Annotated in this window: 16 protein-coding genes and 1 pseudogene; 6 read left to right on the top strand and 11 right to left on the bottom strand. The window is 71.4% G+C overall.

What is annotated here, in order from left to right; all coding sequences use genetic code 11:
- The first annotated feature begins 152 nt into the window (after positions 1-152).
- Positions 153-1,772 (top strand): citramalate synthase, encoded by a 1,620-nt coding sequence (cimA, locus tag IE308_RS15720; RefSeq protein ID WP_190218441.1) that lies wholly within the window; start codon positions 153-155, stop codon positions 1,770-1,772.
- A 25-nt stretch (positions 1,773-1,797) separates the two neighbouring features.
- Here cimA and IE308_RS15715 read toward each other — a convergent pair whose 3' ends face one another.
- Together IE308_RS15715 and IE308_RS15710 are read right to left on the bottom strand one after the other, a co-directional pair.
- Complete coding sequence (locus IE308_RS15715) at positions 1,798-2,472, bottom strand: SLATT domain-containing protein (protein ID WP_190218440.1); 675 nt, start codon at positions 2,470-2,472, stop codon at positions 1,798-1,800.
- 64 nt (positions 2,473-2,536) lie between these two features.
- The gene (locus IE308_RS15710; RefSeq protein WP_190218439.1) at positions 2,537-4,405 is read right to left on the bottom strand and encodes a ricin-type beta-trefoil lectin domain protein; all 1,869 of its coding nucleotides are present in this window, start codon (positions 4,403-4,405) and stop codon (positions 2,537-2,539) included.
- A gap of 116 nt (positions 4,406-4,521) precedes the next feature.
- Between IE308_RS15710 and IE308_RS15705 the strand changes: the two are divergent.
- Both IE308_RS15705 and IE308_RS15700 read left to right on the top strand, forming a co-directional pair.
- Positions 4,522-7,538 (top strand): annotated as a pseudogene (locus tag IE308_RS15705) (glycoside hydrolase family 3 protein).
- A 42-nt stretch (positions 7,539-7,580) separates the two neighbouring features.
- Positions 7,581-8,945, top strand: a complete 1,365-nt coding sequence (locus tag IE308_RS15700; RefSeq protein WP_190218438.1) for a hypothetical protein — start codon at positions 7,581-7,583, stop codon at positions 8,943-8,945.
- A 78-nt stretch (positions 8,946-9,023) separates the two neighbouring features.
- Here IE308_RS15700 and IE308_RS15695 read toward each other — a convergent pair whose 3' ends face one another.
- Positions 9,024-9,644, bottom strand: coding sequence for a YceI family protein (locus IE308_RS15695; protein WP_190218437.1), 621 nt, complete (start codon positions 9,642-9,644; stop codon positions 9,024-9,026).
- Positions 9,645-10,000: 356 nt separating this feature from the next.
- Here IE308_RS15695 and IE308_RS15690 point away from each other — a divergent pair, with 356 nt between their 5' ends.
- Both IE308_RS15690 and IE308_RS15685 read left to right on the top strand, forming a co-directional pair.
- Complete coding sequence (locus IE308_RS15690) at positions 10,001-11,596, top strand: acyl-CoA carboxylase subunit beta (RefSeq protein ID WP_110630986.1); 1,596 nt, start codon at positions 10,001-10,003, stop codon at positions 11,594-11,596.
- 35 nt (positions 11,597-11,631) lie between these two features.
- A complete protein-coding gene (locus IE308_RS15685) occupies positions 11,632-11,823 on the top strand; it encodes an acyl-CoA carboxylase subunit epsilon (protein ID WP_110630988.1) in 192 nt (63 codons plus the stop codon).
- Between the two features lie 137 nt (positions 11,824-11,960).
- Here IE308_RS15685 and IE308_RS15680 read toward each other — a convergent pair whose 3' ends face one another.
- The 8 genes from IE308_RS15680 to IE308_RS15645 all read right to left on the bottom strand — a co-directional run bounded on the left by IE308_RS15680 (position 11,961) and on the right by IE308_RS15645 (position 22,589).
- Positions 11,961-12,542, bottom strand: a complete 582-nt coding sequence (locus tag IE308_RS15680) for a GTP-binding protein (protein ID WP_110630992.1) — start codon at positions 12,540-12,542, stop codon at positions 11,961-11,963.
- Entirely contained in the window at positions 12,523-13,095 is a 573-nt protein-coding gene (locus IE308_RS15675) for a DUF742 domain-containing protein (protein WP_190218436.1), read from the bottom strand. The genes IE308_RS15680 and IE308_RS15675 overlap by 20 nt, the downstream gene beginning before the upstream one ends.
- A 99-nt stretch (positions 13,096-13,194) precedes the next feature.
- The gene (locus IE308_RS15670; RefSeq protein ID WP_004983065.1) at positions 13,195-13,608 is read right to left on the bottom strand and encodes a roadblock/LC7 domain-containing protein; all 414 of its coding nucleotides are present in this window, start codon (positions 13,606-13,608) and stop codon (positions 13,195-13,197) included.
- A 10-nt stretch (positions 13,609-13,618) separates the two neighbouring features.
- The gene (locus tag IE308_RS15665; protein ID WP_190218435.1) at positions 13,619-16,879 is read right to left on the bottom strand and encodes a sensor histidine kinase; all 3,261 of its coding nucleotides are present in this window, start codon (positions 16,877-16,879) and stop codon (positions 13,619-13,621) included.
- 363 nt (positions 16,880-17,242) lie between these two features.
- Positions 17,243-17,818, bottom strand: coding sequence for a GTP-binding protein (locus IE308_RS15660; RefSeq protein ID WP_190218434.1), 576 nt, complete (start codon positions 17,816-17,818; stop codon positions 17,243-17,245).
- Complete coding sequence (locus IE308_RS15655) at positions 17,799-18,194, bottom strand: DUF742 domain-containing protein (RefSeq protein WP_110631000.1); 396 nt, start codon at positions 18,192-18,194, stop codon at positions 17,799-17,801. The genes IE308_RS15660 and IE308_RS15655 overlap by 20 nt, the downstream gene beginning before the upstream one ends.
- A gap of 111 nt (positions 18,195-18,305) precedes the next feature.
- Positions 18,306-18,719, bottom strand: a complete 414-nt coding sequence (locus IE308_RS15650; RefSeq protein ID WP_023546525.1) for a roadblock/LC7 domain-containing protein — start codon at positions 18,717-18,719, stop codon at positions 18,306-18,308.
- 9 nt (positions 18,720-18,728) lie between these two features.
- Positions 18,729-22,589, bottom strand: coding sequence for a sensor histidine kinase (locus IE308_RS15645; protein ID WP_190218433.1), 3,861 nt, complete (start codon positions 22,587-22,589; stop codon positions 18,729-18,731).
- Positions 22,590-23,199: 610 nt separating this feature from the next.
- On the opposite strand from IE308_RS15645, the gene IE308_RS15640 reads away from it, so the two are divergent.
- Complete coding sequence (locus IE308_RS15640; RefSeq protein WP_162655403.1) at positions 23,200-23,388, top strand: hypothetical protein; 189 nt, start codon at positions 23,200-23,202, stop codon at positions 23,386-23,388.
- The last annotated feature ends 68 nt before the right edge of the window (positions 23,389-23,456 follow it).

The following is a 23,456-nucleotide window of genomic DNA, read 5'->3' as shown; positions in this document are numbered from 1 at the left end:
CGACCCGCGCGCAGACCTCTCGCACCCGCGAGGGGTTTTTCTGTTTCCAGGGCCCACCTTCAGCCGGGAGACAAGCGCGAGGGACCATTGGGGGGACGGTGGAGCCGGTTATTCCGGTAAGACCGAAGATCCACAACAGGAGCCTTGAGACCATGACCGCGACGACCGATCCGGCAACCAGCGAGCTCGACGACTCGTTCCACGTCTTCGACACCACCCTGCGCGACGGCGCGCAGCGGGAGGGGATCAACCTCACCGTCGCCGACAAGCTCGCGATCGCACGGCACCTGGACGACTTCGGCGTGGGCTTCATCGAGGGCGGCTGGCCCGGCGCCAACCCGCGCGACACCGAGTTCTTCGCCCGCGCCCGGCAGGAGATCACCTTCCGCCACGCCCAGCTCGTCGCCTTCGGCTCCACCCGCCGCGCCGGCACCACCGCCGCCGAGGACCCCCAGGTCAACGCGCTGCTGGAATCCGGCGCCCCGGTCATCACGCTGGTCGCCAAGTCCCACGACCGGCATGTGGAGCTGGCGCTGCGCACCACCCTCGACGAGAACCTGGCGATGGTCCGCGACACCGTCGCCTACCTGCGCGCGCAGGGCCGCCGCGTCTTCGTCGACTGCGAGCACTTCTTCGACGGCTACCGCGCCAACCCCGAGTACGCCAAGGCAGTGGTCCGCACCGCCGCCGAGGCCGGCGCCGACGTCGTCATCCTCTGCGACACCAACGGCGGCATGCTGCCCGCCCAGGTCCAGGCCGTCGTCTCGACCGTGCTGAGCGACACCGGCGCCCGGCTCGGCATCCACGCCCAGGACGACACCGGGTGCGCGGTGGCCAACACCCTCGCCGCGGTCGACGCGGGCGCCACCCACGTGCAGTGCACGGCCAACGGGTACGGCGAGCGCGTCGGCAACGCCAACCTGTTCCCCGTCGTGGCCGCGCTGGAGCTGAAGTACGGCAAGAAGGTGCTGCCCGAGGGCCGGCTGCGCGAGATGACCCGCATCTCGCACGCCATCGCCGAGGTCGTCAACCTCACGCCCGCCACCCACCAGCCCTACGTCGGTGTCTCCGCCTTCGCCCACAAGGCCGGCCTGCACGCCTCCGCGATCAAGGTCGACCCGGACCTGTACCAGCACATCGACCCCGAGCTGGTCGGCAACACCATGCGGATGCTGGTGTCCGACATGGCCGGCCGGGCCTCGGTCGAGCTTAAGGGCAAGGAGCTGGGCATCGACCTCGGCGGCGACCGCGAACTGGTCGGCCGCGTCGTCGAGCGCGTCAAGGAACGCGAGCTGAAGGGCTACACCTACGAGGCGGCCGACGCCTCCTTCGAACTGCTGCTGCGCTCCGAGGTCGAGGGCCGGCCGCTGACGTACTTCCGGGTCGAGTCCTGGCGGGCGATCGTCGAGGACCGCCCCGACGGCAGCCACGCCAACGAGGCCACCGTCAAGCTGTGGGCCAAGAGCGAGCGCATCGTCGCCACCGCCGAGGGCAACGGCCCGGTCAACGCCCTCGACCGGGCCCTGCGCGTCGCCCTGGAGAAGATCTACCCGCAGCTCGCCAAGCTCGACCTCGTCGACTACAAGGTCCGCATCCTGGAAGGCGTGCACGGCACGCAGTCCACAACCCGGGTGCTCATCTCCACCTCGGACGGCACGGGGGAGTGGTCCACGGTCGGCGTCGCCGACAACGTCATCGCCGCGTCCTGGCAGGCCCTGGAGGACGCCTACACCTACGGCCTGCTGCGCGCGGGCGTGCAGCCGGCGGAGTAGCCGGCCGCACCCCCGCTCACAGGCCCTAAAGGGCCGTGGTGCGCGGCCTCGGCGCCGGGTCGGCGCCCTGGTCGCGCCCGGCCCGGTCCAGCCGCAGCACGCCCGCGGGGCCTGGCCGCTGCCCGCCGGGCGTCGTGGAGCGGGTCAGCTCCTCGATGCCGTCGGCGAGGTAGCCCATCCAGGCCCTGCTCTCCTCCTCCAGGATCCGCTGGGCGTCCGCCCGCAGCCGCTCGACGACGCCCAGCAGCGCGGTCTGCTCCTTCTCGCTGGGCGCGTCGGTGCCGCGCAGATACGCCTGGGCCCAGTCGGCCTGCGCCTTCTTCAGGACCTGCTGGAGCGCCAGCTCGCTGCGGATGTAGCGGGTCCAGGAGGCGGAGAACCCGAAGATCCGGTCGAACAGGACACAGCCCGCGCCGGCCGCCAGGAAGACGAACCCCCACTCCGGCGCCACGGCCGCCGCGTCGGCCGCGTGCACCAGCGGGGTGAGGGTCCCGGCGATGCCCAGCAGCGCGGCCAGGGCCCGCAGCGAGCGCGACCAGCGGGCCGGGCCCCGGCGCCGGGCCAGGTACCAGCCGATCGCGGTGATCACCTCGTTCTCGGCGTGCCGGAACAGCTCCAGCAGCACCTCGGACCGCGCCCGCGACCGGTCCAGCTCCACCAGCTCCGACACCGTCATGTCCGCGGCTCTGCGCTTGGACATCACCATCTCCCGCCCCCTTCGCCCCACGGCAGTACGGTGCATCGTAGGGGCAGTCCCCGGCCCGCTACGAGGACAGGGTCCACTTCTGGTTCGCGGCGCCCGTGCAGCTCCAGATCTGCGCCCGTGCCCCGTTCGCCGACGAGTTGTCCGTGACGTCCAGGCACTTGTTCGCCGCGAGGTTGACCACGTCGTGCGTCGTCGCGTTGTACGACCAGCGCTGCGCGCCGGTGCCGTTGCAGTCGTAGAGCTGCACCTTCGTCCCGTCCGCCGTCGAACCGCCCGTCACGTCCAGGCACTTGCCGAGCGCCTGGACCGACCCGTCGGCCTGCACGGTCCACCGCTGGGCCGCCGTACCGTTGCAGTCGTAGAGCTGCACCGGCGTGCCGTTGGCGTTCGACGCGCCCGCCACGTCCAGGCACTTGCCGGCCAGGCCGACGAACGCGCCCGACCGGCCGCCGCCGCCCGACTGGGTGCCGGTCCAGGTGAAGGTCGCCGACGTCTTGCCGGGCAGGGTGTACGTGGCGTGCTGCGCGCCCCAGTTGAGGGTGAGGGTGCGCGCGGAGGACGAGTCGTTGTAGGCGATGAGGGCCTTGGAGCCGTCGGGGTTGCGCCAGGCCACGTTGGGGATCGCCGTGGACGCGGTGGAGGCGATGCGCTGGGCGCCCGGGCGGACGAACTTCGTCAGGTGGCCCATCGTGTAGTACTCGACGGTGAAGTCGACCTGGCCGCTCGCCGCGTCGCCGTTGTGGACGGTGATCAGGCCGCTGCAGGTGCCGCACCCGCCGTTGTGCGGGCCCCGGTTCTGGTCCACGGCGAGGGACCACTTCGTCACCGACTTCGCCCAGTTGCGGGTGTAGTCGATGATGTTGTTCATGTCCTCGCGCTGCTGGTTGGCGATCCAGGTGCCGCCGGAGTGCTCGGTGCCGAAGGCGTCCAGCTGCGGGTACTGGTCGTGCACCGCGGTCTGCTTGCCCACGTCACCGCCGTAGCCGTGCCACGCTATGCCGCCGAAGTTGGGGTGGCTGCGCACGGCCGCGTCGTCCACGGTCTGCGCGGCGTAGGCGTCGTAGGTGTCCCAGTTCCAGTCGTGCGCCAGCACCTTGGTCGCGAGGCCCGCCGCCTGGAGCTTCGGCAGCAGCTCGCTCTTGGTGAAGTAGGCCAGGCCGCTCGCGTTCCAGCTCATGGAGGGGTAGCCGGAGCAGCAGGTCGGCTCGTTCTGGGCGGTGACGTAGGAGACGGGGACGCCCTGGTCGCGGTAGGCCTGGAGGTACTTCACGAAGTACGAGGCGTAGGCGCCGTAGTACTCCGCCTTCAGCCAGCCGCCGTTGAGCTGCCCGCTGTCCTTCATCCAGGCCGGGGCCGTCCACGGGGAGGCCATCACCGTGAGGGACGGGTTGAGCTGGAGGGCCTGCTTCGTCAGCGGCACCACGTCCGCCAGGTCGTGCGCGATGGAGAACTTCGCCAGGCCCGGGTCCGTCTGGCCGGCCGGCACGTCGTCGTAGGTGTAGCCGTAGCGGGCCAGGTCGGAGGCGCCCATCGGGTTGCGCAGGAAGGACAGGCCGATGCCCTCCGTGGGGGAGAACAGCTTGCGCATGGTCGCGTCGCGGGTGGCCTGGCTCAGGGCGCCGCTGCTGTTCATCAGCCAGGCCGCGGTGTCGGTGAAGGAGGCGCCGCCGCCGGTGAAGGTCTGGTACCGGGTGTTCTCGTCGACGGTGATGTTCTCGCCGCCGCCTCCGGTCCCGGACTGGAAGGCGAACGGCGTCTGGGCCTGCAGGCCGCGCACCACATGGCGGCCGGCGTCGTCGTCGGTGGTGGTGAGGTAGGCGGTGATCTGCTCGCCCGCCGCGTGCGCGGGCGTGGCGGCCGCGGACAGGCCGGCGGTGGAGAGCAGTCCGGCCAGCAGGAGCCGGACTGCGCGGGGGGTTCTCCTCATATGGGGCTACACCTTCCTGACGGTACGTCTTGACGGAGCTGCGTGCCGTTAGTTAACTCACGCCGTGATCTAAGCCCTGAGTGAACCGAGTGAACCAGACAGCCGAGGGAAGGTCCATGCCAAGAACCGCCCTGCTCGTCTCCACCGCCCTGCTCGCCGCCCTGCTCCCCGTCTCCGCCGCCCGCGCCGCCCCGGCGGCCGACGCGCCCGCCCCCGTCCCCGTCGACCGCTTCGAGGGCGAGGTCCCTTCGCCTCCCAGCCCGCCGAGGGCCTGTTCACCTGGGGCGGCGACAGCGACGACCCGCCCGCGCTCCGCCTCGCCGAGCGGCCCGACGCCCCCGAGGGACAGAAGGTCCTCACCGGTGACTACGACATCAGCGGCTACGGCGGCTTCACCCACGACTTCGCCGCGAACGAGCCCGCCCACGACTGGTCCGCCCACCGCGGCATCCGCTTCTGGTGGGAGGGGCAGAACACCGGCCGCACCATCGCCTTCGAGATCAAGGACGGCGGCGCCCACGGCGAGGCATCCGAGCTGTGGACCACGTCCTTCGCCGACGACTTCAGCGGCTGGAAGCAGATCGAGCTGCCCTTCACCGACTTCGTCTACCGCACCGACTACCAGCCCGTCGGCGGCATCGACCACGTCCTGGGCCTCACCGGCATGTGGGGGTACGCGCTCACCCTCCCGGCCGGCACCAAGGGCCGGTTCGCCATGGACGGGGTCGAGCTGTACGGCACGGCCGACCAGTCCCTGCGGGCCTCCGTCACCACCGACGCGGCCGTCCACCCCGTCGAGGAGGGCGGCACCGCCACCGTCCGGCTCACCGTCGCCACCACCGGCTCACGGCCGCTCGACGAACCCGTGACGGTGACCTACCGGACGGGCGGCGGCAGCGCCGGCACCGGCGACTACGTCCCCGCCGAAGGGGAGTTCACCTTCCCCGCCGGCACCGCCTCCGGCACCTCCCGCGTCGTCCGGGTCCGCACGCTCAAGGACCGCGCCGCCGAGGCCGCCGAGACGATCCCGCTGAACCTCACCGTCACCGGCGCCAAGGCCCCCGCCGAGACCCCGCAGATCGTCGTCGACGCGCACGGACTGCCGTACCTGAACACCAAGTTGCCCGTGCAGCGGCGGGTCGCCGACCTGCTCTCGCGCATGTCGCTGGAGGAGAAGGCCGGCCAGATGACCCAGGCCGAGCGCGGCGCGCTCACCGCGCCCGGCGACATCGCCGCCTACGCCCTCGGCTCCCTGCTGTCCGGCGGCGGCTCCACGCCCACGCCCAACACGCCCGAGGCCTGGGCGAAGATGATCGACGGCTTCCAGCTGCGGGCGCAGGCCACCCGCTTCCAGATCCCGCTGATCTACGGCGTCGACGCCGTGCACGGCCACAACAACCTGGTCGGCGCCACCGTCATGCCGCACAACATCGGCATCGGCGCCACCCGCGACCCCCGGCTCGCCGAGCGCACCGGCGCGGTGACCGCCGCCGAGGTCCGCGCCACCGGCGTCCCCTGGGACTTCGCGCCCTGCCTGTGCGTCACCCGCGACGAACGCTGGGGCCGCTCCTACGAGTCCTTCGGCGAGGACCCCGCCCTCGTCCAGTCGCTGGAGACGGTCATCCAGGGCCTCCAGGGCCGCGCCGACGGACGCGACCTGGGCCGGAGCGACAAGGTCCTCGCCACCGCCAAGCACTTCGTCGGCGACGGCGGCACCGCCTACGGCTCCTCCACCACCGGCACCTACACCATCGACCAGGGCGTCACCCGGGTCACCCGGCAGCAGTTGGAGGCCGTCCACCTCGCGCCGTACGCCACCGCCGTGGACCGCGGCATCGGCTCGGTCATGCCCTCGTACTCCTCGCTCGACATCGCGGGCGACGGGCAGGGACCGGTGAAGATGCACGCCCGCGCCGACATGATCAACGGCGTGCTCAAGGGCCGGATGGGCTTCGACGGGTTCGTCATCAGCGACTGGGCCGCCATCGACCAGCTGCCCGGCGACTGGGCGAGCGACGTGCGCACCTCCGTCAACGCCGGCCTCGACATGATCATGGTGCCGTACGCCTACAAGGACTTCCGCACGACCCTCGTCGACGAGGTGCGGGCCGGGCGGATCAGCGAGCGGCGGATCGACGACGCCGTCTCCCGCATCCTCACCCAGAAGTTCCGCCTCGGCCTGTTCGAGCACCCCTACGCCGACACCCGCGGCGCCGCGGAGATCGGCTCGGCCGCGCACCGCGCCGTGGCCCGGCAGGCCGCGGCCGAGTCGCAGGTCCTGCTGAAGAACGCGGGCGGCCTGCTGCCCCTGAAGCCGTCCCAGAAGGTGTACGTCGCCGGATCCAACGCCGACGACATCGGCAACCAGAGCGGCGGCTGGACCGTCACCTGGCAGGGCTCCTCCGGGAACATCACCCCCGGCACGACCATCCTCCAGGCCATGCGCAAGGCGGGCGGGAACGTCACCTACTCCAAGGACGCCTCCGCGCCCACCTCCGGCTACGACGTCGGTGTGGTCGTCGTCGGCGAGACCCCCTACGCGGAAGGCGTCGGCGACGTCGGCAACGGCCACGACCTGGAGCTGTCCGCCGCCGACCAGGCCGCCGTCGACAGGGTGTGCGCCGCGATGAAGTGCGCGGTGCTGATCGTCTCCGGCCGGCCCCAGCTGATCGGCGACCGGCTCGGCGCGATCGACGCCCTGGTCGCCTCCTGGCTGCCGGGAACCGAGGGTGACGGCGTCGCCGACGTCCTCTACGGCAAGCGGCCCTTCACCGGGCAGCTGCCGGTGACCTGGCCGCGGTCGGTGGCACAGCTGCCGATCAACGTGGGCGACACGGCGTACGACCCGCAGTTCCCCTACGGCTGGGGCCTGACCACCCTCACCCGCGTGCCCGCCGGCGGGGAGCACACCCTCAAGGCCCTCGGTGCCGCCGCCCGGGCCGCCGAGCGCTCCGGCGCACGGGAGGCGGGCCGCACGCTGGTCACCGAGGCCCGGCTGATCGTCCAGCAGAAGGCGGGCGCCACGATGACGGCGGCGGTGGCCGCGCCGTTCGCCGAGGCCGACCACCTGCTGCTGACCGGGCACTACGGGAAGGCGCTGGAGCGGCTGACCGAGGCCTACCGGGCGGCCTGAACCGTCGAGGTAGTTTTGGGAGGCTTCGGGTAGGTTCGAACCATGAAGGCCGTGATACGGACCCGAAGCCTCCCGGCAGCGCTGCTGGCCGCCCTGCTGAGCGCCCTCGCCCTGCTGTCGGCGGGGGCGCCGCCCGCCGCGGCGGACACCAGCCTTTCCACCGTCGCGGCAGCCCTGCGCGAGAACCCCGTCTACGTCGACCCGGCCGCCTCCGACCAGCTGTCGGCCGCCGACGCGGACGCCCTGGCCAAGAAGATCGAAGGCGCCGACAAACCGCTCTTCGTCGCCGTCCTCCCGGCCGGTTACCCCACCGACAAGCTCTTCACCAACCTGCGGACGGCCACCGGCATCACCGGCCTGTACGCCGTCCGCCTCGGCGACCGCTTCGACGCCCGCGCCGACTCCTCCGTCCTGCCCCACGCGGCCGTGCAGAACCTGGTCGGCAGCGTGCAGGGCGCCTCCGACGCCAAGAGCCAGCTGAACGACTTCACCGACCGGGCCCTGGCCAACATGGGCGGCTCGGCACCGGCGAGCTGGGGCTCCACCGACACCGGCGGGGTGTCCACCACCGCGCTGGTCACCACGGTCGCCGTGCTCGGCGCGGGCGGCGCGGGCGCGTACGCCCTCGTCCGGCGCAACCGGCGCCGCCGCGAGGAGGAGCAGCGGGCCGCGCTGGAGCGGCTGAGGGTGGTCGTCGACGAGGACATCACCGCCTTCGGCGAGGAACTGGACCGCCTGGACTTCCACCCGGCCGAACCCGGCGCCGACGACGCGATGCGCGCCGACTACGAACGCGCCCTCGACGCCTACGAACAGGCCAAGTCGCTCATGGCGGCCGCCCGGCGCCCCGAGGACGTCAGGGCCGTCACCCAGTCCGTGGAGGACGGCCGCTTCTCGCTCGCCTCCCTCGCCGCCCGCCGCGAGGGCCGCCCGCTGCCCGAGCGCCGCCCGCCCTGCTTCTTCGACCCGCGCCACGGCCCCTCGGTCGCCGACGCAGAGTGGACCCTGCCCGGCGGCGCCCCCCGCGAGGTGCCGGTCTGCGCCGCCGACCGGACCCGTCTCGCCGACGGCCTCGACCCGATGGTCCGCGAGGTCGACACCGACTACGGCCGCCGCCCCTACTGGGACGCCGGTCCCGCCTACGGCCCCTGGGCCGGCGGTTACTTCGGCGGCGGCATCCTGCCGGGCCTGCTCATCGGCACGATGCTCGGCGGCATGATGGCCGGCCCGTCCTACGCGGCCGACTACGGCACCGGTTACGGCGACTTCGGCGGCGGCTACGAGGGCGGTGACGTCTCCGGCGCCGACTTCGACACGGGCGACTTCGGCGACTTCGGCGGTGGCTTCGACGGGGGCGGCGGCTTCGACGGCGGCGGCGGGGGAGGGGACTTCGGCGGAGGCTTCTGACAGCACGGCAGCCACCGGCCGCTGGTCGGCCGGTGGCTGTGCCCGTGCTCTGTCGGCGGCCGTGCTCCGCCGTTCGGCTCACGCCTGGCGGATCGCCGAGATGTCGAAGTTCAGCTTGATCTTGTCGGAGACCAGCACGCCGCCCGTCTCCAGCGCGGCGTTCCAGGTCAGGCCCCACTCCGAGCGCAGGATCTCCGCCTTGCCCTCGAAGCCGACGCGCTCGTTGCCGAACGGGTCCTTCGCGGCGCCGTTGAACTCCAGGTCGATGGTGATCGGCCGGGTGGTGCCGAGGATCGTCAGGTCGCCGGTGATCCGGTAGTCGTCGCCGCCCAGCGCCTCCGCGGCGGTCGAGCGGAAGGTCATCGTCGGGAACTCGTCCGTCCGGAAGAAGTCCGCGCTCTTCAGGTGGCCGTCACGGTCGGCGGAGCCGGTGTCGATGCTGTCCATCTTGATGTCGAGGGAGGCCGTCGAGCGGGACGGGTCGGCGCCGTCCAGGTGCAGCTCACCGCTGAAGTCGAGGAACTTGCCCTTGACGTTGGTCACCATCGCGTGCCGGGCGACGAAGCCGAGCGTGGAGTGGGCCGGGTCGATCGTGTAGTCGCCGGTCAGGGCGGCCAGCTCCGGGTTGACGGCGGCCGTCGCGACGGCGGTGGCGGCGGACTCGGTGGTCTCGGTGGTCTTGCGGCCGAAGATGCCCATGAGGTGCTCCTTGGGGACGGGAGGCGGCTTGTTGAATGTTCAACTAGGTGAACGCTCTCGACGGTAGACCTATTCCGTTCAACTTTCAACCTCCAGGGTCGCGTGTCGGCCCTCGCTCCGCCACCGATACGCTCGAACGGAGTCCGCCGCCTGACGGCCGTCACTCCAGTGATGGCATCCGGATCGGGAATCCGATCCAGTCCCTCTTTGTGGAACCCCTACAACGCAGAGGCCCCCTGAGCAGTCGGAAAGCCTGCACTCCTCCACGGTTCTGTTCAGGGGTACCAGGAAAACGCGCCCGAGACTGTACGGAGTCGACGGCTCGCTTTCCTTGGCGGGCTTCGTAAGGTCGCTACATGACCGTTTTGGAAGAGACGACGGGTGAGCCGACCGGTGAGCCGACGGACGCGCGCGGGCGGGTAGCCGAGCTGCACGGGATCCGTGCGCAGGCGCTGGCCGGCCCGAGCGAGAAGGCGACCCAGGCGCAGCACGCGAAGGGCAAGCTGACCGCACGGGAGCGCATCGAGCTGCTCCTGGACCCGGGCTCCTTCCGGGAGGTCGAGCAGCTGCGCCGGCACCGGGCGACCGGGTTCGGCCTGGAGGCCAAGAAGCCGTACACCGACGGTGTCATCACCGGCTGGGGCACGGTGGAGGGCCGCACGGTCTTCGTCTACGCCCATGACTTCCGCATCTTCGGCGGCGCGCTGGGCGAGGCCCACGCCACCAAGATCCACAAGATCATGGACATGGCCATCGCGGCGGGTGCGCCGCTGGTGTCGCTGAACGACGGCGCCGGCGCCCGTATCCAGGAGGGCGTCTCCGCGCTCGCCGGCTACGGCGGCATCTTCCAGCGCAACACCAAGGCCTCCGGCGTGATCCCGCAGATCAGCGTCATGCTGGGCCCGTGCGCGGGCGGCGCGGCCTACAGCCCCGCCCTGACGGACTTCGTCTTCATGGTCCGCGAGACCTCGCAGATGTTCATCACCGGCCCCGACGTCGTCAAGGCGGTCACGGGCGAGGAGATCACCCAGAACGGCCTCGGCGGCGCGGACGTGCACGCCGAGACCTCGGGCGTCTGCCACTTCGCCTACGACGACGAGGAGACCTGCCTCGCCGAGGTGCGCTACCTCCTCTCGCTCCTCCCGCAGAACAACCGGGAGAACCCGCCGCGGGTGGAGTCCAGCGACCCCGTCGACCGCCGCTCCGACGTCCTGCTCGACCTGGTCCCGGCCGACGGCAACCGGCCGTACGACATGACCAAGGTCATCGAGGAGATCGTCGACGACGGCGAGTACCTGGAGGTCCACGAGCGCTGGGCGCGGAACATCATCTGCGCGCTGGCCCGCCTGGACGGCCAGGTGGTCGGCATCATCGCCAACCAGCCCCAGGTCCTGGCCGGCGTCCTCGACATCGAGGCCAGCGAGAAGGCCGCGCGCTTCGTCCAGATGTGCGACGCCTTCAACATCCCGATCGTCACCTTCCTCGACGTCCCGGGCTTCCTGCCGGGCGTCGACCAGGAGCACGGCGGCATCATCCGGCACGGCGCGAAGCTGCTCTACGCCTACTGCAACGCCACGGTCCCGCGGATCTCGCTGATCCTGCGCAAGGCCTACGGCGGTGCCTACATCGTCATGGACAGCCAGTCCATCGGCGCCGACCTCACCTACGCCTGGCCGACGAACGAGATCGCCGTGATGGGCGCCGAGGGCGCCGCCAACGTCATCTTCCGCCGCCAGATCGCCGAGGCCGACGACCCCGAGGCCATGCGGGCCCGCATGGTCAAGGAGTACAAGTCCGAGCTGATGCACCCGTACTACGCGGCCGAGCGCGGCCTGGTCGACGACGTCATCGACCCCGCCGAGACCCGCGAGGTCCTCGTCCGCTCCCTGTCCATGCTCCAGACCAAGCACGCCGACCTGCCCTCCCGCAAGCACGGCAACCCTCCGCAGTAACCCCGCGGACATCTGACTCCCGGAGACTGACAGCCATGAACACTCCCGACATCCGCGTCGAGAAGGGCCACGCCGAGCCCGAGGAGGTCGCCGCCCTGACGGCCATCCTCCTGGCCCGCGCGGCATCCCGCCCCACGGACACCACCCCGTCCCACCGCCGCCCCCGCGCGGGCTGGCGCCGCCTGGAACGCGAGGGCGGCTTCCGGGCCCCGCACAGCTGGCGCTGAGCCTCCCGCACACGACGAAGGGCCCCTCTCGCAGGAGAGGGGCCCTTCGTCGTGCTGCCAGGGCACGGGGACGTGCGGCCACACGCAAAAAGCCGCCGCGGACGGTGGGGCACCGTCCGCGGCGGCTCAGCGACCGTCTAGCGCAGTCGAGCCATCAGGGCGTGCTCGACCAGCGTGATCAGTGTCGACTTGGCGTCCGCGCGGTGGCGGGCGTCCGTCGTGATGATGGGGGTGTCGGGGCCGATCTGCAGGGCCTCCCGCACCTCTTCCGGCGCGTAGGGCTGCTGTCCGTCGAAGCCGTTGAGGGCGATGACGAAGGGCAGGCCGCTGTTCTCGAAGTAGTCGACGGCGGGGAAGCAGTCGGCGAGCCTCCGCGTGTCGACGAGGACCACCGCGCCGATCGCGCCGCGGACCAGGTCGTCCCACATGAACCAGAAGCGGTCCTGTCCGGGGGTGCCGAACAGGTAGAGGATGAGGTCCTGGTCGAGCGTGATGCGGCCGAAGTCCATGGCGACCGTGGTGGTCGTCTTGTCCCCGGTGTGGGTGAGGTCGTCGATGCCGGCCGAAGCGGACGTCATGACGGCCTCTGTGCGCAGCGGGTTGATCTCCGAGACGGCGCCGACGAACGTGGTCTTGCCCACGCCGAAGCCGCCCGCCACCACGATCTTCGCGGAGGTGGTGGAGCGGGAAGGACCGCCGCTAGAGCTTGCGAAGTCCACTGAGCACCCTTTCGAGCAGTGTCACGTCTGGCTGGCCGCCGGCGTTCTCGTCGCCGCCGGGCTGATGGATGGCGACCAGGCCCGCCTCCGCCAAGTCGGCGACGAGGATCCTGGCCACGCCGAGCGGGATCGTCAGCAGGGCCGAGATCTCGGCCACCGACTTGATCTCGCGGCACAGGTTGCAGATCCGCTGATGCTCGGGCAGCTGGCCGTGCATCTGGTGCGGAGCAGCGGTGGTGTGCACCAGCGCCTCGATGGCGAGCTGGTAGCGCGGGCGCGTCCGGCCGCCGGTCATGGCGTACGGACGCACCAACGGGTTGTTGGACGCCCCGGCGGGCGCCGGCTCGGGGGTGCGGCGCTGCGGCTGCACGGGCTGGATACGCGGCGCCGGCGGCTGGTCGTACGGCGACGGGCCAGGGCCCTGGGGCGCGTACGGCTGCCGGTGACCGGGTGCGGAGGGGAAGCCGTACGGGTTCGCCGAACCGTCGTTCGGGCCCTGGGCAGGCCCGTACGACCAGTTGCCGGAATGCGAACCACCTGGGGGTGTTGCCACTTCTCTTCTCCTCCTCCGATGGTGCCAGGCGTCCAACACCGTGGAAGCCGCGTCCCGAAACCTTACGGTGCCGGGACGTCAATACGCACCGTCCGTCCTTTAGTTGAGAAGGCTCCCCTGGAGCTCCGCTCGCAGGTCCGGCGTCAGGACCGTACCGGCCCGGTCGACCAGAAGGGCCATCTCGTACCCAATGAGACCGATGTCCGCCTCCGGGTGTGCGAGAACCGCAAGCGAGGAACCGTCGGAGATGGACATGATGAAGAGGAATCCCCGCTCCATCTCCACAACCGTCTGGTTCACGCTGCCGCCCTCGAAGATCCGAGAGGCGCCGGCGGTCAGCGAGGTCAGACCGGAGGCGACGGCCGCCAGCTGGTCGGCTCGGTCGCGCGGGAAGCCTTCGGACATCGCCAGAAGGAGTCCGTCGGCGGAGACCACCACCGTGTGGGACACCCCCGGGGTGTTGTCCACGAAGTTGGTGATCAACCAGTTCAGGTTCTGTGCCGCCTGGCTCATCGGGCTCACACTAACGCTCCTGGTTGTAGGTGCTGTCAGGACCGAAGCCCTGGCCGTTCGTTTCACTGCCTGCGTTGCGTCCGCGCTGGACGCCTCGACGCAGGTTGCTCAGCCTGCCCCGGACGTCCTCCGGGGCGCGGGAGACCTGTGGGCCTCCCTGGGGGGTGGCTTCGGCGGAACCCTCGACCAGGTTGGCCTTGGGTACCCGCCTCGGCAGACCGGAGGCGGTGACCCCGCCTGCCTTGGGCTTCCGGAGCTGCGAGGCCTGCTGCCAGCGCTCGTCGTTCGCCGACCGCCAGCTGCCATTGTCGCCGTTGTTCTCCGGAGCGGAGGCCGGCGTCTCCTGCTGCACGTGCCGTGCGTCGCCGTTCGTACCGCTCGCGAAGGATCCGCGGCGGGGCAGCCCGGCGTCGGTCAGCTCGTGGACGGCGGAAGTGGCCGGTCCCGGACGGTCGAAGCCTACGCGGTCCTGCTCACTCGCGTCAGCGGCCTGCGTGGATTCCGCTTCCGGAGCGTACTGGTCCGGGTAGCCGTTCTGGTAGCCGTTGTTCTGCGGCCAGTCGTCCTGGTAGGAACGCCGCTCCAGACCCGGGTAGCCGCCCTGCGCGCCGGCGTGTGACGGCGCGGACTCCTCCTGGGCCGGCTCCGCATAGGACGGTTCGGGGTAGCCGCCCGAGGAGAAACCGTCGTTCTGCGGCAGGCCGTTCTGCTGACCGTAGTAGGGGTCCTCGTACGACGGCTGCTGCGGCTGGTCGTAGCCGTTCTGCCGCTGCTCGTCGTAGCCGCCCTGCTGCCGCTCGTCGTAGCCCGTGTGCTGGTCGTACGACGGCTGCTGCTGGTCGTACGACGACGCCTGCTGCCCGTCGTAGCCCTGCCGGCCGGCGGAGAAGTCGTCGGCGTAGCCCTGGTTGTCGCCGCCCTGCTGGTCCGGGTGCGGGTGCGCCTGGGCCTCCAGGGCCGCGCGGCGCTCCTCGCGCATCAGGGAGCGGCCGACCGGGTCGAGCTCGCGGATGTCGTCGGGGACCTCGGCGTAGCGGCTGTCGTCGAAGCCGAGTTCGGCCGCCGTGCGCATCGGCGGGGCCTGGGTGAAGTCCTCGCCCTGGAAGTTCTGCTGCGGGATCATCTGCGAGACGGTGAACTCGTCCCGCTGCAGCGCCGGTTCGCCACCGCCGCCGTGCGTGATCGCGTCCGGCAGCATGACCAGCGACGTCGTACCGGCCTGCTCGCCCGAGGGGCGCAGCTGGACGCGGATGCCGTGCCGGTCGGAGAGCCGGCCGACCACGAACAGGCCCATGCGCTGGGAGATCGCGGCGTCCACGGTCGGCGGGTTGGCCAGCTTGTGGTTGATGTCCGCGAAGTCCTCGGCGGTGAGGCCGATGCCCTTGTCGTGGATCTCGATCATCACGCGGCCGTCGGGAAGGCGGGTCGCGGTGACACGGACCTTGGTCTGCGGGGAGGAGAACGTGGTGGCGTTCTCCAGGAGCTCGGCGAGCAGGTGCACGAGGTCGGTCACGGCGCGGCCGTGGATCTCGGCCTCCGGGACGCCGGACAGCTCGATGCGCTCGTACTGCTCCACCTCGGAGGAGGCGGCGCGCAGCACGTCGACCAGCGGGACCGGCTGGTCCCAGCGGCGGCCGGGCTCCTCGCCGGCGAGGACCAGGAGGTTCTCGCCGTTGCGGCGCATACGGGTGGCCAGGTGGTCCAGCTTGAAGAGGTTCTCCAGCTGGTCCGGGTCGGCCTCGTTGTTCTCCAGGTCGGTGATGAGGGTCAGCTGGCCCTCGATCAGCGACTGGTTGCGGCGCGACAGGTTGGTGAAGATCGCGTTGATGTTGCCCCGCAGCAGGGCCTGCTCGGAGGCGAGCCGGACCGCCTCGCGGTGGACCTGGTCGAAGGCGCGGGCGACCTCGCCGATCTCGTCCGTGGTGGTGATCGGGATCGGCGCGACCCGGGTGTCGACCCGGCCGGGGTCGGTCCGGGAGAGCTGGTCGACCAGCATCGGCAGGCGCTGCTCGGCGATGCCGAAGGCGGCGTTGCGCAGCTGGCGCATGGAGCGGCTCATCTGGCGGGCCACCATGCCGGCCAGGATGAACGCGGCGAGCAGGGCGATGACGACCGCGGCACCGGTGATGATCGCGTCGCGCTTGGCGTCGTCGGCGATCTGCTGGGCCTCGGCCACGGCCTTGTTGACCAGCTCGGTCTCGACCTCGCGGTAGCCCTCGTACTTCGCGGTGGAGGCGCCCAGCCAGGACTTCTCGGTGACGCCCTTGGCGGCCAGTTCCTCGGGGGTGAAGGTGCCCGCGGCTATGCCCTGGAGCATGGCGTCGGCGGCCGGCATGGCGGTGTAGGCGCCGCCCTGCGTGGAGGAGCTGTCACCGGCGTCGACGGCGGTGCCCTTGTCGCCGATCTTCTTGCGCTGACCGGCCATGACCTCGTCGAGCCGGTCGACGTCGGCCTCGGTGCCGCCCGAGACGAACTCGTTGACGGCGATGCCCTCCAGGTAGCGGTACGACACCAGCGACACGCTCTGCTGGCGGACGACCGCCTCCTTGGTGCTGGGCCGGATCAGCATGTGCACGCCGATGGAGCGCTGGAGCGAGGTGGCGGCCTTGGCCAGCGAGACGGCGTAGACGGTACGGCCGTAGGAGGTGATGTTGCCGGTGCCGAGGCCGAGCTCGTTGGCGAACTCCATCAGGGAGTGCTGGACGGCGACGTAGCCCTCTTCGGTCTTCACCGGGTCCATGGCCTTGCCGTAGGCCGCGGCCCGCAGCGTCTGCAGCTTGGACTCGTTGGAGCGGAAGAGCTGCATACGGCGGTCCAGTGCCGCCGTGTGCGGCATGTTCCCGGCCGCCTCGTCGAAGGCGTTCTTGGCCGTGTCGGTTGCCGCGCGCAGGTTCTTGACGGTCTCGGTGGTGCCCTTGCCGCGGAGCAGGTCGGGCGCGGTGAGGTCGCGCTCGTCGAGCAGGGCGTTGCCGTAGTTCTCGGCGGCACGGACGAGGAGGGCGACGTTCTCGGCGTCCTCGGCCTCCTGCCAGGTGTCGATCGAGCTCTTCACCTGGAAGCCGCCCATGACGAGGCCGACCAGCACGGGTATGAGCAGGATCGCGTTCAGGCGGGTGGGCACCCGCCAGTTGCGCGGCGAGAGGCGGCCCCCGCTCGGCGTGGGCGCGGGCGCCTGGTCCGAGCCGGGGACAGGGGCGGGCGCCGCTCCGCGCGGCGGCGGGGTGAAGTTGCCCCGCGCCGCCGGCTCGGGACTGTTCTTGCTTCGCCTCACTCGACCAACAACCTCTCGGCGGTCGGCACCAACGTCGTGCCGCAGTGTCTCAGAGCCCGGTCAGTAGTACGTCATTGACTATTGGGCAGTTCAGGCATTCCAGCACGTCGACCTGCGCTCTTCCAAACACTGCGCAGGCCTGGTTCCGTGCGATGTAAGCCCCAGATAAAACGGTCATAAAGAACGAGCCCCGTCAAAAGACGGGGCGTTTGTGCGCACAGCGAGACCGGACGACAGCGACGCGTGGCGGACCTGCACATTTCCTCTGCCGAACTGTTATGAACACCGGAGCCGACCGTGTCAAAGGCCACAGCCGGCTCCGGAGTACCTACGACAACTGCCGTATGCAAGCGGTCATTTGCCCTACCGCAGGCGTGCCATCAGGGCATGTTCCACCAGCGTGATGAGGGCGGACTTGGCGTCGGCGCGGTGCCGGGCGTCCGTCGTGATGATCGGAGTGTCCGGCCCGATCTGCAGGGCCTCCCGCACCTCTTCCGGCGCGTAGGGCTGCTGTCCGTCGAAGCCGTTGAGGGCGATGACGAAGGGCAGGCCGCTGTTCTCGAAGTAGTCGACGGCGGGGAAGCAGTCGGCGAGCCTCCGCGTGTCGACGAGGACCACCGCGCCGATCGCGCCGCGGACCAGGTCGTCCCACATGAACCAGAAGCGGTCCTGTCCGGGCGTACCGAACAGGTACAGGATCAGGTCCTGGTCGAGCGTGATGCGGCCGAAGTCCATGGCGACCGTGGTGGTCGTCTTGTCCCCGGTGTGGGTCAGGTCGTCGATGCCGGCCGAAGCGGACGTCATGACGGCCTCTGTGCGCAGCGGGTTGATCTCCGAGACGGCGCCGACGAACGTGGTCTTGCCCACGCCGAAGCCGCCCGCCACCACGATCTTCGCGGAAGTGGTGGAGCGCGAAGATTCAGAGCTTGCGAAGTCCACTGAGCACCCTTTCGAGCAGTGTCACGTCCGGAGCACCGGTGGCCTCGTCGCCGCCCGGCTGGTGGATCGCGACGAGACCGGCCTCGGCGAGGTCCGCGACGAGGATCCGGGCCACACCGAGCGGCATGTTGAGCAGCGCCGAGACCTCCGCCACCGACTTCACCTCACGGCACAGGTGGCAGATGCGCTGGTGCTCCGGGAGCAGCCCCATGAGCGCCGCGGGATCGGCGGTGGTGCTGATCAGCGCCTCGATGGCGAGCTGGTAGCGCGGCCTGGTCCGGCCGCCGGTCATGGCGTACGGCCTGACCAGCGGCTGGTCGCCCTCTTCCTCGTACGGCTCGGCGTACGGATCATGAGGGGCGGTGGGCGGGGTCATGAATCCTCCGGGCGGGACAGCAGGTCGAGCGGTCGTGCCGTCTGACGGGGCCGGTGGGGGGATTGTGGCGGCCGGACGGTGATTTGGTGAGACGGGTGGATCCGGGGCCGGTCAGTGAAGCAGACTTCCCTGGAGCTCGGCGCGCAGGTCGGGCGTGAGCACCGCGCCCGCGCGGTCGACCAGGAGCGCCATCTCGTAGCCGACGAGGCCGATGTCGCACTCGGGGTGCGCCAGGACGGCCAGGGACGAGCCGTCCGAGACGGACATGAGGAAGAGGAATCCCCGCTCCATCTCGACGACCGTCTGCGCCACGGTGCCGCCCTCGAAGATCCGGGAGGCCCCGGCCGTCAGCGAGGTGAGACCGGACGCGACGGCCGCCAGCTGGTCGGCGCGGTCGCGGGGGAAGCCCTCCGACATCGCCAGCAGCAGGCCGTCCGCGGACACGACGACGGTGTGGGACACACCGGGTGTGTTGTCCACGAAGTTGGTGATCAACCAGTTGAGGTTCTGTGCCGCCTGGCTCATCTGGCTCAACTAACGCTCCTGCTGGTGAGTGGGGCTCGGGAAGCTGCCGGTCTGGCCGCTGCCGGCCTGACGGCCCTGAGCGATACCCCGACGGAGATTGGTCAGCCGGCCGCGCACGTCCTGGGGAGCGCGCGAGACCTGCGGACCGCTTTGGTGCTGTTGCTGCTGAGCCGTGCCCGGGACGAGGTTCGCCCGGGGCACGCGGCGCGGCAGGCCTGAGGTGGTGACGCCGCCGGAGGCCGGCTGACGCACCCTTTCCGCCTGCCGGACGAGGTCGTCGTTGGGCGACGTGCGCCAGCCGGAGGTGGCGGGCCGCTGCTGCTGCGCGGCAGGGGTCTGCTGCGCCTGCTGCGGGGCCGGTGCCGAGCCGCCCGCCTGGGGGGCCTGCGGTGCCTGTCCGCCGCCGGTGCCGCCGCGGAACCAGTTGGTCTCCAGCGTGTCGTACAGCGGGGTACGGCCGTCCCCCGGGCCCGTGGCCGGCGGCAGCGCCTCCGGCTCCGGACGGGCGGGACGCTGCGGGGCCGCCGGCCGCTCCGGCTGGGGGTAGCCGTAGCCGCCGGTCTGCGGGCGCTCGAACTGGCCGGCGCCGGAGGACTCCGGCCGGCCGGGCAGCGCGTGCCGCCCGGTGACCGAGGCGTCCTGGCCCGGCGCCGGGAACTGGCCCGTGCCGCCGTTGTCGTAGCCCTGCGGGGCGGCGAACTGGCCGGTGGAGCCGTTGTCGTAGGCCTGCGGACGGTCGAACTGGCCGGTCTGGCCGTTGCCGTAGCCCTGCGGGCGGTCGAACTGGCCCGTGGGAGACGGCGTGTTCTGGCCGCCCGGCGCGCCGAAGACGTCGGAGCGCACGAACTGGTCGCTGTCACCGCGGTCCGCGGGGCTCGGCGCGTCGAAGTCCGGGCGGGCGAACTCCGAGGTGCTGCCGGGGCCCTGGCGGTCGTCGCGGACCGCCGGGATCTCCGCGGTCGCACCCGGACCCTGCCGGTCGTCGACGCGCGGCATGCGCGAGGTGTGCGCGGCGTCCGGCTCCTCGTGGCCGCGCGGGGCGTCCAGCGAGGCGCGCGGCACCGGCGGCTGCGCGGCGTCGTCGCTCCAGCTCGGCGTGCGCGGCTGCGGGGAGCCGCCGGGCAGCTCGGCCCGCGCGCCACCGCGCGGCGGCAGCTGCGGCTGACGGCCGCGGCGGCCCTGGCCCTCGCCCTGGCCGTCGGCGCCGCGCTTGCGGCGGCCGGCGCCGAAGGCGTCCTGCCCGGGCGCCGAGGTGCCCGCGGCCTGCAGGCCCTGCGGGGCACCCGCTGCCGGGGCCGGGAAGTTCTGGTGCTGCTGCTGGCCCTGCGGACCGGTCGTACCGGCGGCCTGGAGGCCCTGCGGACTGGTCGGCGCCTGACCGCCGAAGCCGGCGCCCACGCCGGGCCGGCCCTGCTGCGGCGCACCCGGACCCTGCGGACCGCGGGCACCGCCCTGCGCCCCGGGCCCGCCCGCACGGCCGCCGTCCTGGCCGGGCAGCGCGGCGCGCGGACCCTGGCCCGCGCCGAGGCGACCGCCACCGGGCGCACCGGCACCCAGGGCACCGCCCTGCGCGCCCGCGCCCAGCGCGCCGCCGCCCTGGCCCTGCTGGGCCTGGCGGCGGGCCGCCGCGGCACCGGCCGCGGCCTGCGCGGCGGCCGGACCGCCGACACCGCCCTGGCCGGCCTTCGGCGGCTGCGGCTTCTTGCCGCCCTGGGCCACGTCCACGGGCAGCATGACCAGCGCGGTCGTACCGCCGGAGTCGGACGGGCGCAGCTGGATGCGGATGCCGTGGCGCTGCGACAGACGGCCGACCACGAACAGACCCATGCGGCGGGAGACGGAGACGTCCACGGTGGGCGGCGAGGCGAGCCGCTCGTTAATCGCCGCGAGGTCCTCGGGGGAGAGGCCGATACCGGTGTCGTGGATCTCGATCAGCACACGGCCGTCGGGCAGCGCGTGACCGGTGACCTTGACCTTGGTCTGCGGCGAGGAGAACGAGGTCGCGTTCTCCAGCAGCTCGGCGAGCAGGTGGACGAGGTCGTTGACGACGCGGCCGGCGACCTCGGTGGCGGGCACCGAGGCCAGCTCGATGCGCTCGTACTGCTCCACCTCGGACGCGGCGGCGCGGAGCACGTCGACCAGCGGGACCGGACGGGTCCAGCGGCGGCCGGGCTCCTCACCCGCGAGGACGAGGAGGTTCTCACCGTTACGGCGCATACGCGTCGCAAGGTGGTCGAGCTTGAACAGCGAGGACAGCTGGTCCGGGTCGGCCTCGCGGGACTCCAGCTCGGAGATGAGGGAGAGCTGGCGCTGGATCAGACCCTGGGAGCGGCGCGAGAGGTTGGTGAACATCGCGTTGACGTTGCCCCGCAGCAGGGCCTGCTCGGCGGCGAGGCGGACCGCCTCGCGGTGCACGTCGTCGAAGGCCGCGGCCACCCGGCCGATCTCGTCCCGGGAGTGCACACCGACCGACTCCACGGACGTGTCGACGTCCTGCGGGTCGGACTCGGACAGCTGCTTGACCAGCTCGGGCAGGCGCTCGGCGGCGACCTTGGTGGCGGTCTCCTCCAGCCGGCGCAGCGAGCGGATCATGGAGCGGGCCACGACGAACGCGCCGACCAGGGACACGCCGAGGACGAGCAGGATGAGCGCACCGGAGATGATCGCCTCGCGCTCGGACTCCGCCCGCAGCGCGCGCGCCTTCTGCTCCATCTCGTCGAGCAGCTGGTGCTCGATGTTCTTCATCTGCTGGATCTTGGTGGAGCTGTCGTCCACCCAGTCCCGGTAGGACCGCTTGTCCAGCTTCTTCAGACCGCCGGTGCCGCTCAGCGCGCGGCTCGCGTACAGGTCGGTGGCCTCGATGGTGGGGTTGCCCTGCTCGATGGGCTTGAGCAGCTCCACCGCCTTCTCGGTGCCGTAGATGGCCTGGAAGGTGTTGGTCTCGGAGTTCTCGCTGTCCAGCGCCGACTGGGCGTAGGCCCGGTCGTTCTCGGACAGGTTGCCGTAGGTGGTGTTGTTGGCCGGCAGCGCGGCGGCGATGATCGCGCGCTGCACGGACGCGTACTCCTTGGCGGAGGAGAACGCGGCGAGGGCGCGGGTGCGCTGGATCATCTCCGGGTTGCTGGTGGCCTCGGCCATGTCCTGGGAGAGGTCCAGCAGGTGGGTGATGAGCCGGTGGTAGGCCTCGACGGTCTGGGTGGCGTTGCCCTGGTCGGCGAAGGCCCGCTGGCGGATCTTGCTGAGCGAGTTCAGGTCGCGGGCGATGCCGATGACGCTGTCGCGGACGCCCTGGAGGTTGCCGTCGGTGCTCGCGTCGTCGACCGCGTCGGAGGCCTTGAGGAAGTTGGTCCGGGCGCGGTCGGTGCGGGTGCGGTAGCCGGCGACGGTGTAGTCGGCGGTGCTCTTGTGGGCGAGCGGACCGGCGGACTGGTCGCGCTCGTCCTGCAGGGCCATGGCCAGCTCGGTGGCCTGCTTGGTCATCTCCGTCAGCAGCTTCATGTTGTCGAGCTGCTGGATGTCGTCCATGGACTCGTTGATGCGCAGGGCGCCGAGGGTGGTCGCGGCGACCACGGGCAGCGCGAGCAGCGAGACCAGACGGGTCGAGATGCGCCAGTTGCGCAGGGCTATTCGGGGGCCGGGGCCGGCGGGGTTCTTCGTCGCCTTCACCGCGGGGGAAGCGGTCTTGGGCGCGGCGCCCGACGGCGAGGCGGACGCGCCGGGGCGTCCGGAGCGGTCACCGGCGTCGCCGGACGGGCCCGGGCCCGGGTTCTGGGCGTGCTGGGGCGAGGAGCTGCCGGCCATCGGGCCAGTCCCGCCGTGCGGCTCCGGCTCCGCCGAAGCGCTGCCATCCCTCTTGAAACGTCCCTGCACTAGCGTCGCAACCTCTGGACCAGGCGCCCTCCCGCGTGAACGGAAGGACGGTGTCGGCGTTGTGGGGAGCGTCCTGAATACGCCCCCCGGGTGGTCGTGAGTGACCGGCGCTGGCTCCCCCTTCTGGCCGCCACTCGGCGCTGTGTGCGCCCCCTGTGCGCCGGCTCGATCCCGCGGCGGTCCGTGGCATTCCAGCACAGTGCCGGATCTCCAACAAGGTACGCGGACCCACCTGTGACCACCGTGACACCTTGTGAGGGCCGGATTACCAGGTGTGGAGGCCGATTCGGTACGAACCGGGCAAACGCTGACGGGTCGCCGAGTGGTGACAGGTGTCCCAGTCGCCATGATCAGGAGCGGAATGAGCGCTTCAGGGGCGCAATGTCCGTTTCAGTGGTCTCGACCGCAGGCCTGAATTGACCGATTTGAGCCGGGATCCGTGAGCAAACTCACACGCCGCGCACGCTCCCTCCACCTCTCGGCGGGGAATCCGCACGTTTAGCCTGACGCTTTACAGAAAGCAACAGTCTGGTAACCACGCGCCCGTGGGGTACGTTGATCCGGCTCAGGACCCCCTCCGCGCCCCGACACGACGAGGTTCAGTTCAACCGTGAAGACGACGATGATGTTCCACAGGATCGCCAACCCGCGCCGTACGACGCTGGCCCACCTGAAGGACTCCGGCGAACTGCAGACGCCGGTGCAGCCGGAGCACCCCGTCGAGCTGCCGGCCCAGACCGCCAACCCCCGGCGCACGATCCTCCAGGAGATCCCGGTCGCGGCCACCGCCGCGCAGTGACCTCTCGCGGACACCGAGGGCGCCCGTCGGCAGACGGGCGCCCTTCGTCGTTCTGCCCGCGTTAGCCT

Origin of the sequence: Streptomyces griseosporeus (assembly GCF_014656055.1) — a bacterium.
Lineage (GTDB): Bacteria > Actinomycetota > Actinomycetes > Streptomycetales > Streptomycetaceae > Streptomyces > Streptomyces griseosporeus.
This window is presented reverse-complemented; position numbering and strand designations above follow the sequence as displayed.

Coding starts and splice junctions, on each gene's coding strand:
- cimA (WP_190218441.1), top strand. CDS start 153: ATGACCGCGACGACCGATCCGGCAACCAGCGAGCTCGACGACTCGTTC.
- IE308_RS15715 (WP_190218440.1), bottom strand. CDS start 2,472: ATGTCCAAGCGCAGAGCCGCGGACATGACGGTGTCGGAGCTGGTGGAG.
- IE308_RS15710 (WP_190218439.1), bottom strand. CDS start 4,405: ATGAGGAGAACCCCCCGCGCAGTCCGGCTCCTGCTGGCCGGACTGCTC.
- IE308_RS15700 (WP_190218438.1), top strand. CDS start 7,581: ATGAAGGCCGTGATACGGACCCGAAGCCTCCCGGCAGCGCTGCTGGCC.
- IE308_RS15695 (WP_190218437.1), bottom strand. CDS start 9,644: ATGGGCATCTTCGGCCGCAAGACCACCGAGACCACCGAGTCCGCCGCC.
- IE308_RS15690 (WP_110630986.1), top strand. CDS start 10,001: ATGACCGTTTTGGAAGAGACGACGGGTGAGCCGACCGGTGAGCCGACG.
- IE308_RS15685 (WP_110630988.1), top strand. CDS start 11,632: ATGAACACTCCCGACATCCGCGTCGAGAAGGGCCACGCCGAGCCCGAG.
- IE308_RS15670 (WP_004983065.1), bottom strand. CDS start 13,608: ATGAGCCAGGCGGCACAGAACCTGAACTGGTTGATCACCAACTTCGTG.
- IE308_RS15655 (WP_110631000.1), bottom strand. CDS start 18,194: ATGACCCCGCCCACCGCCCCTCATGATCCGTACGCCGAGCCGTACGAG.
- IE308_RS15650 (WP_023546525.1), bottom strand. CDS start 18,719: ATGAGCCAGGCGGCACAGAACCTCAACTGGTTGATCACCAACTTCGTG.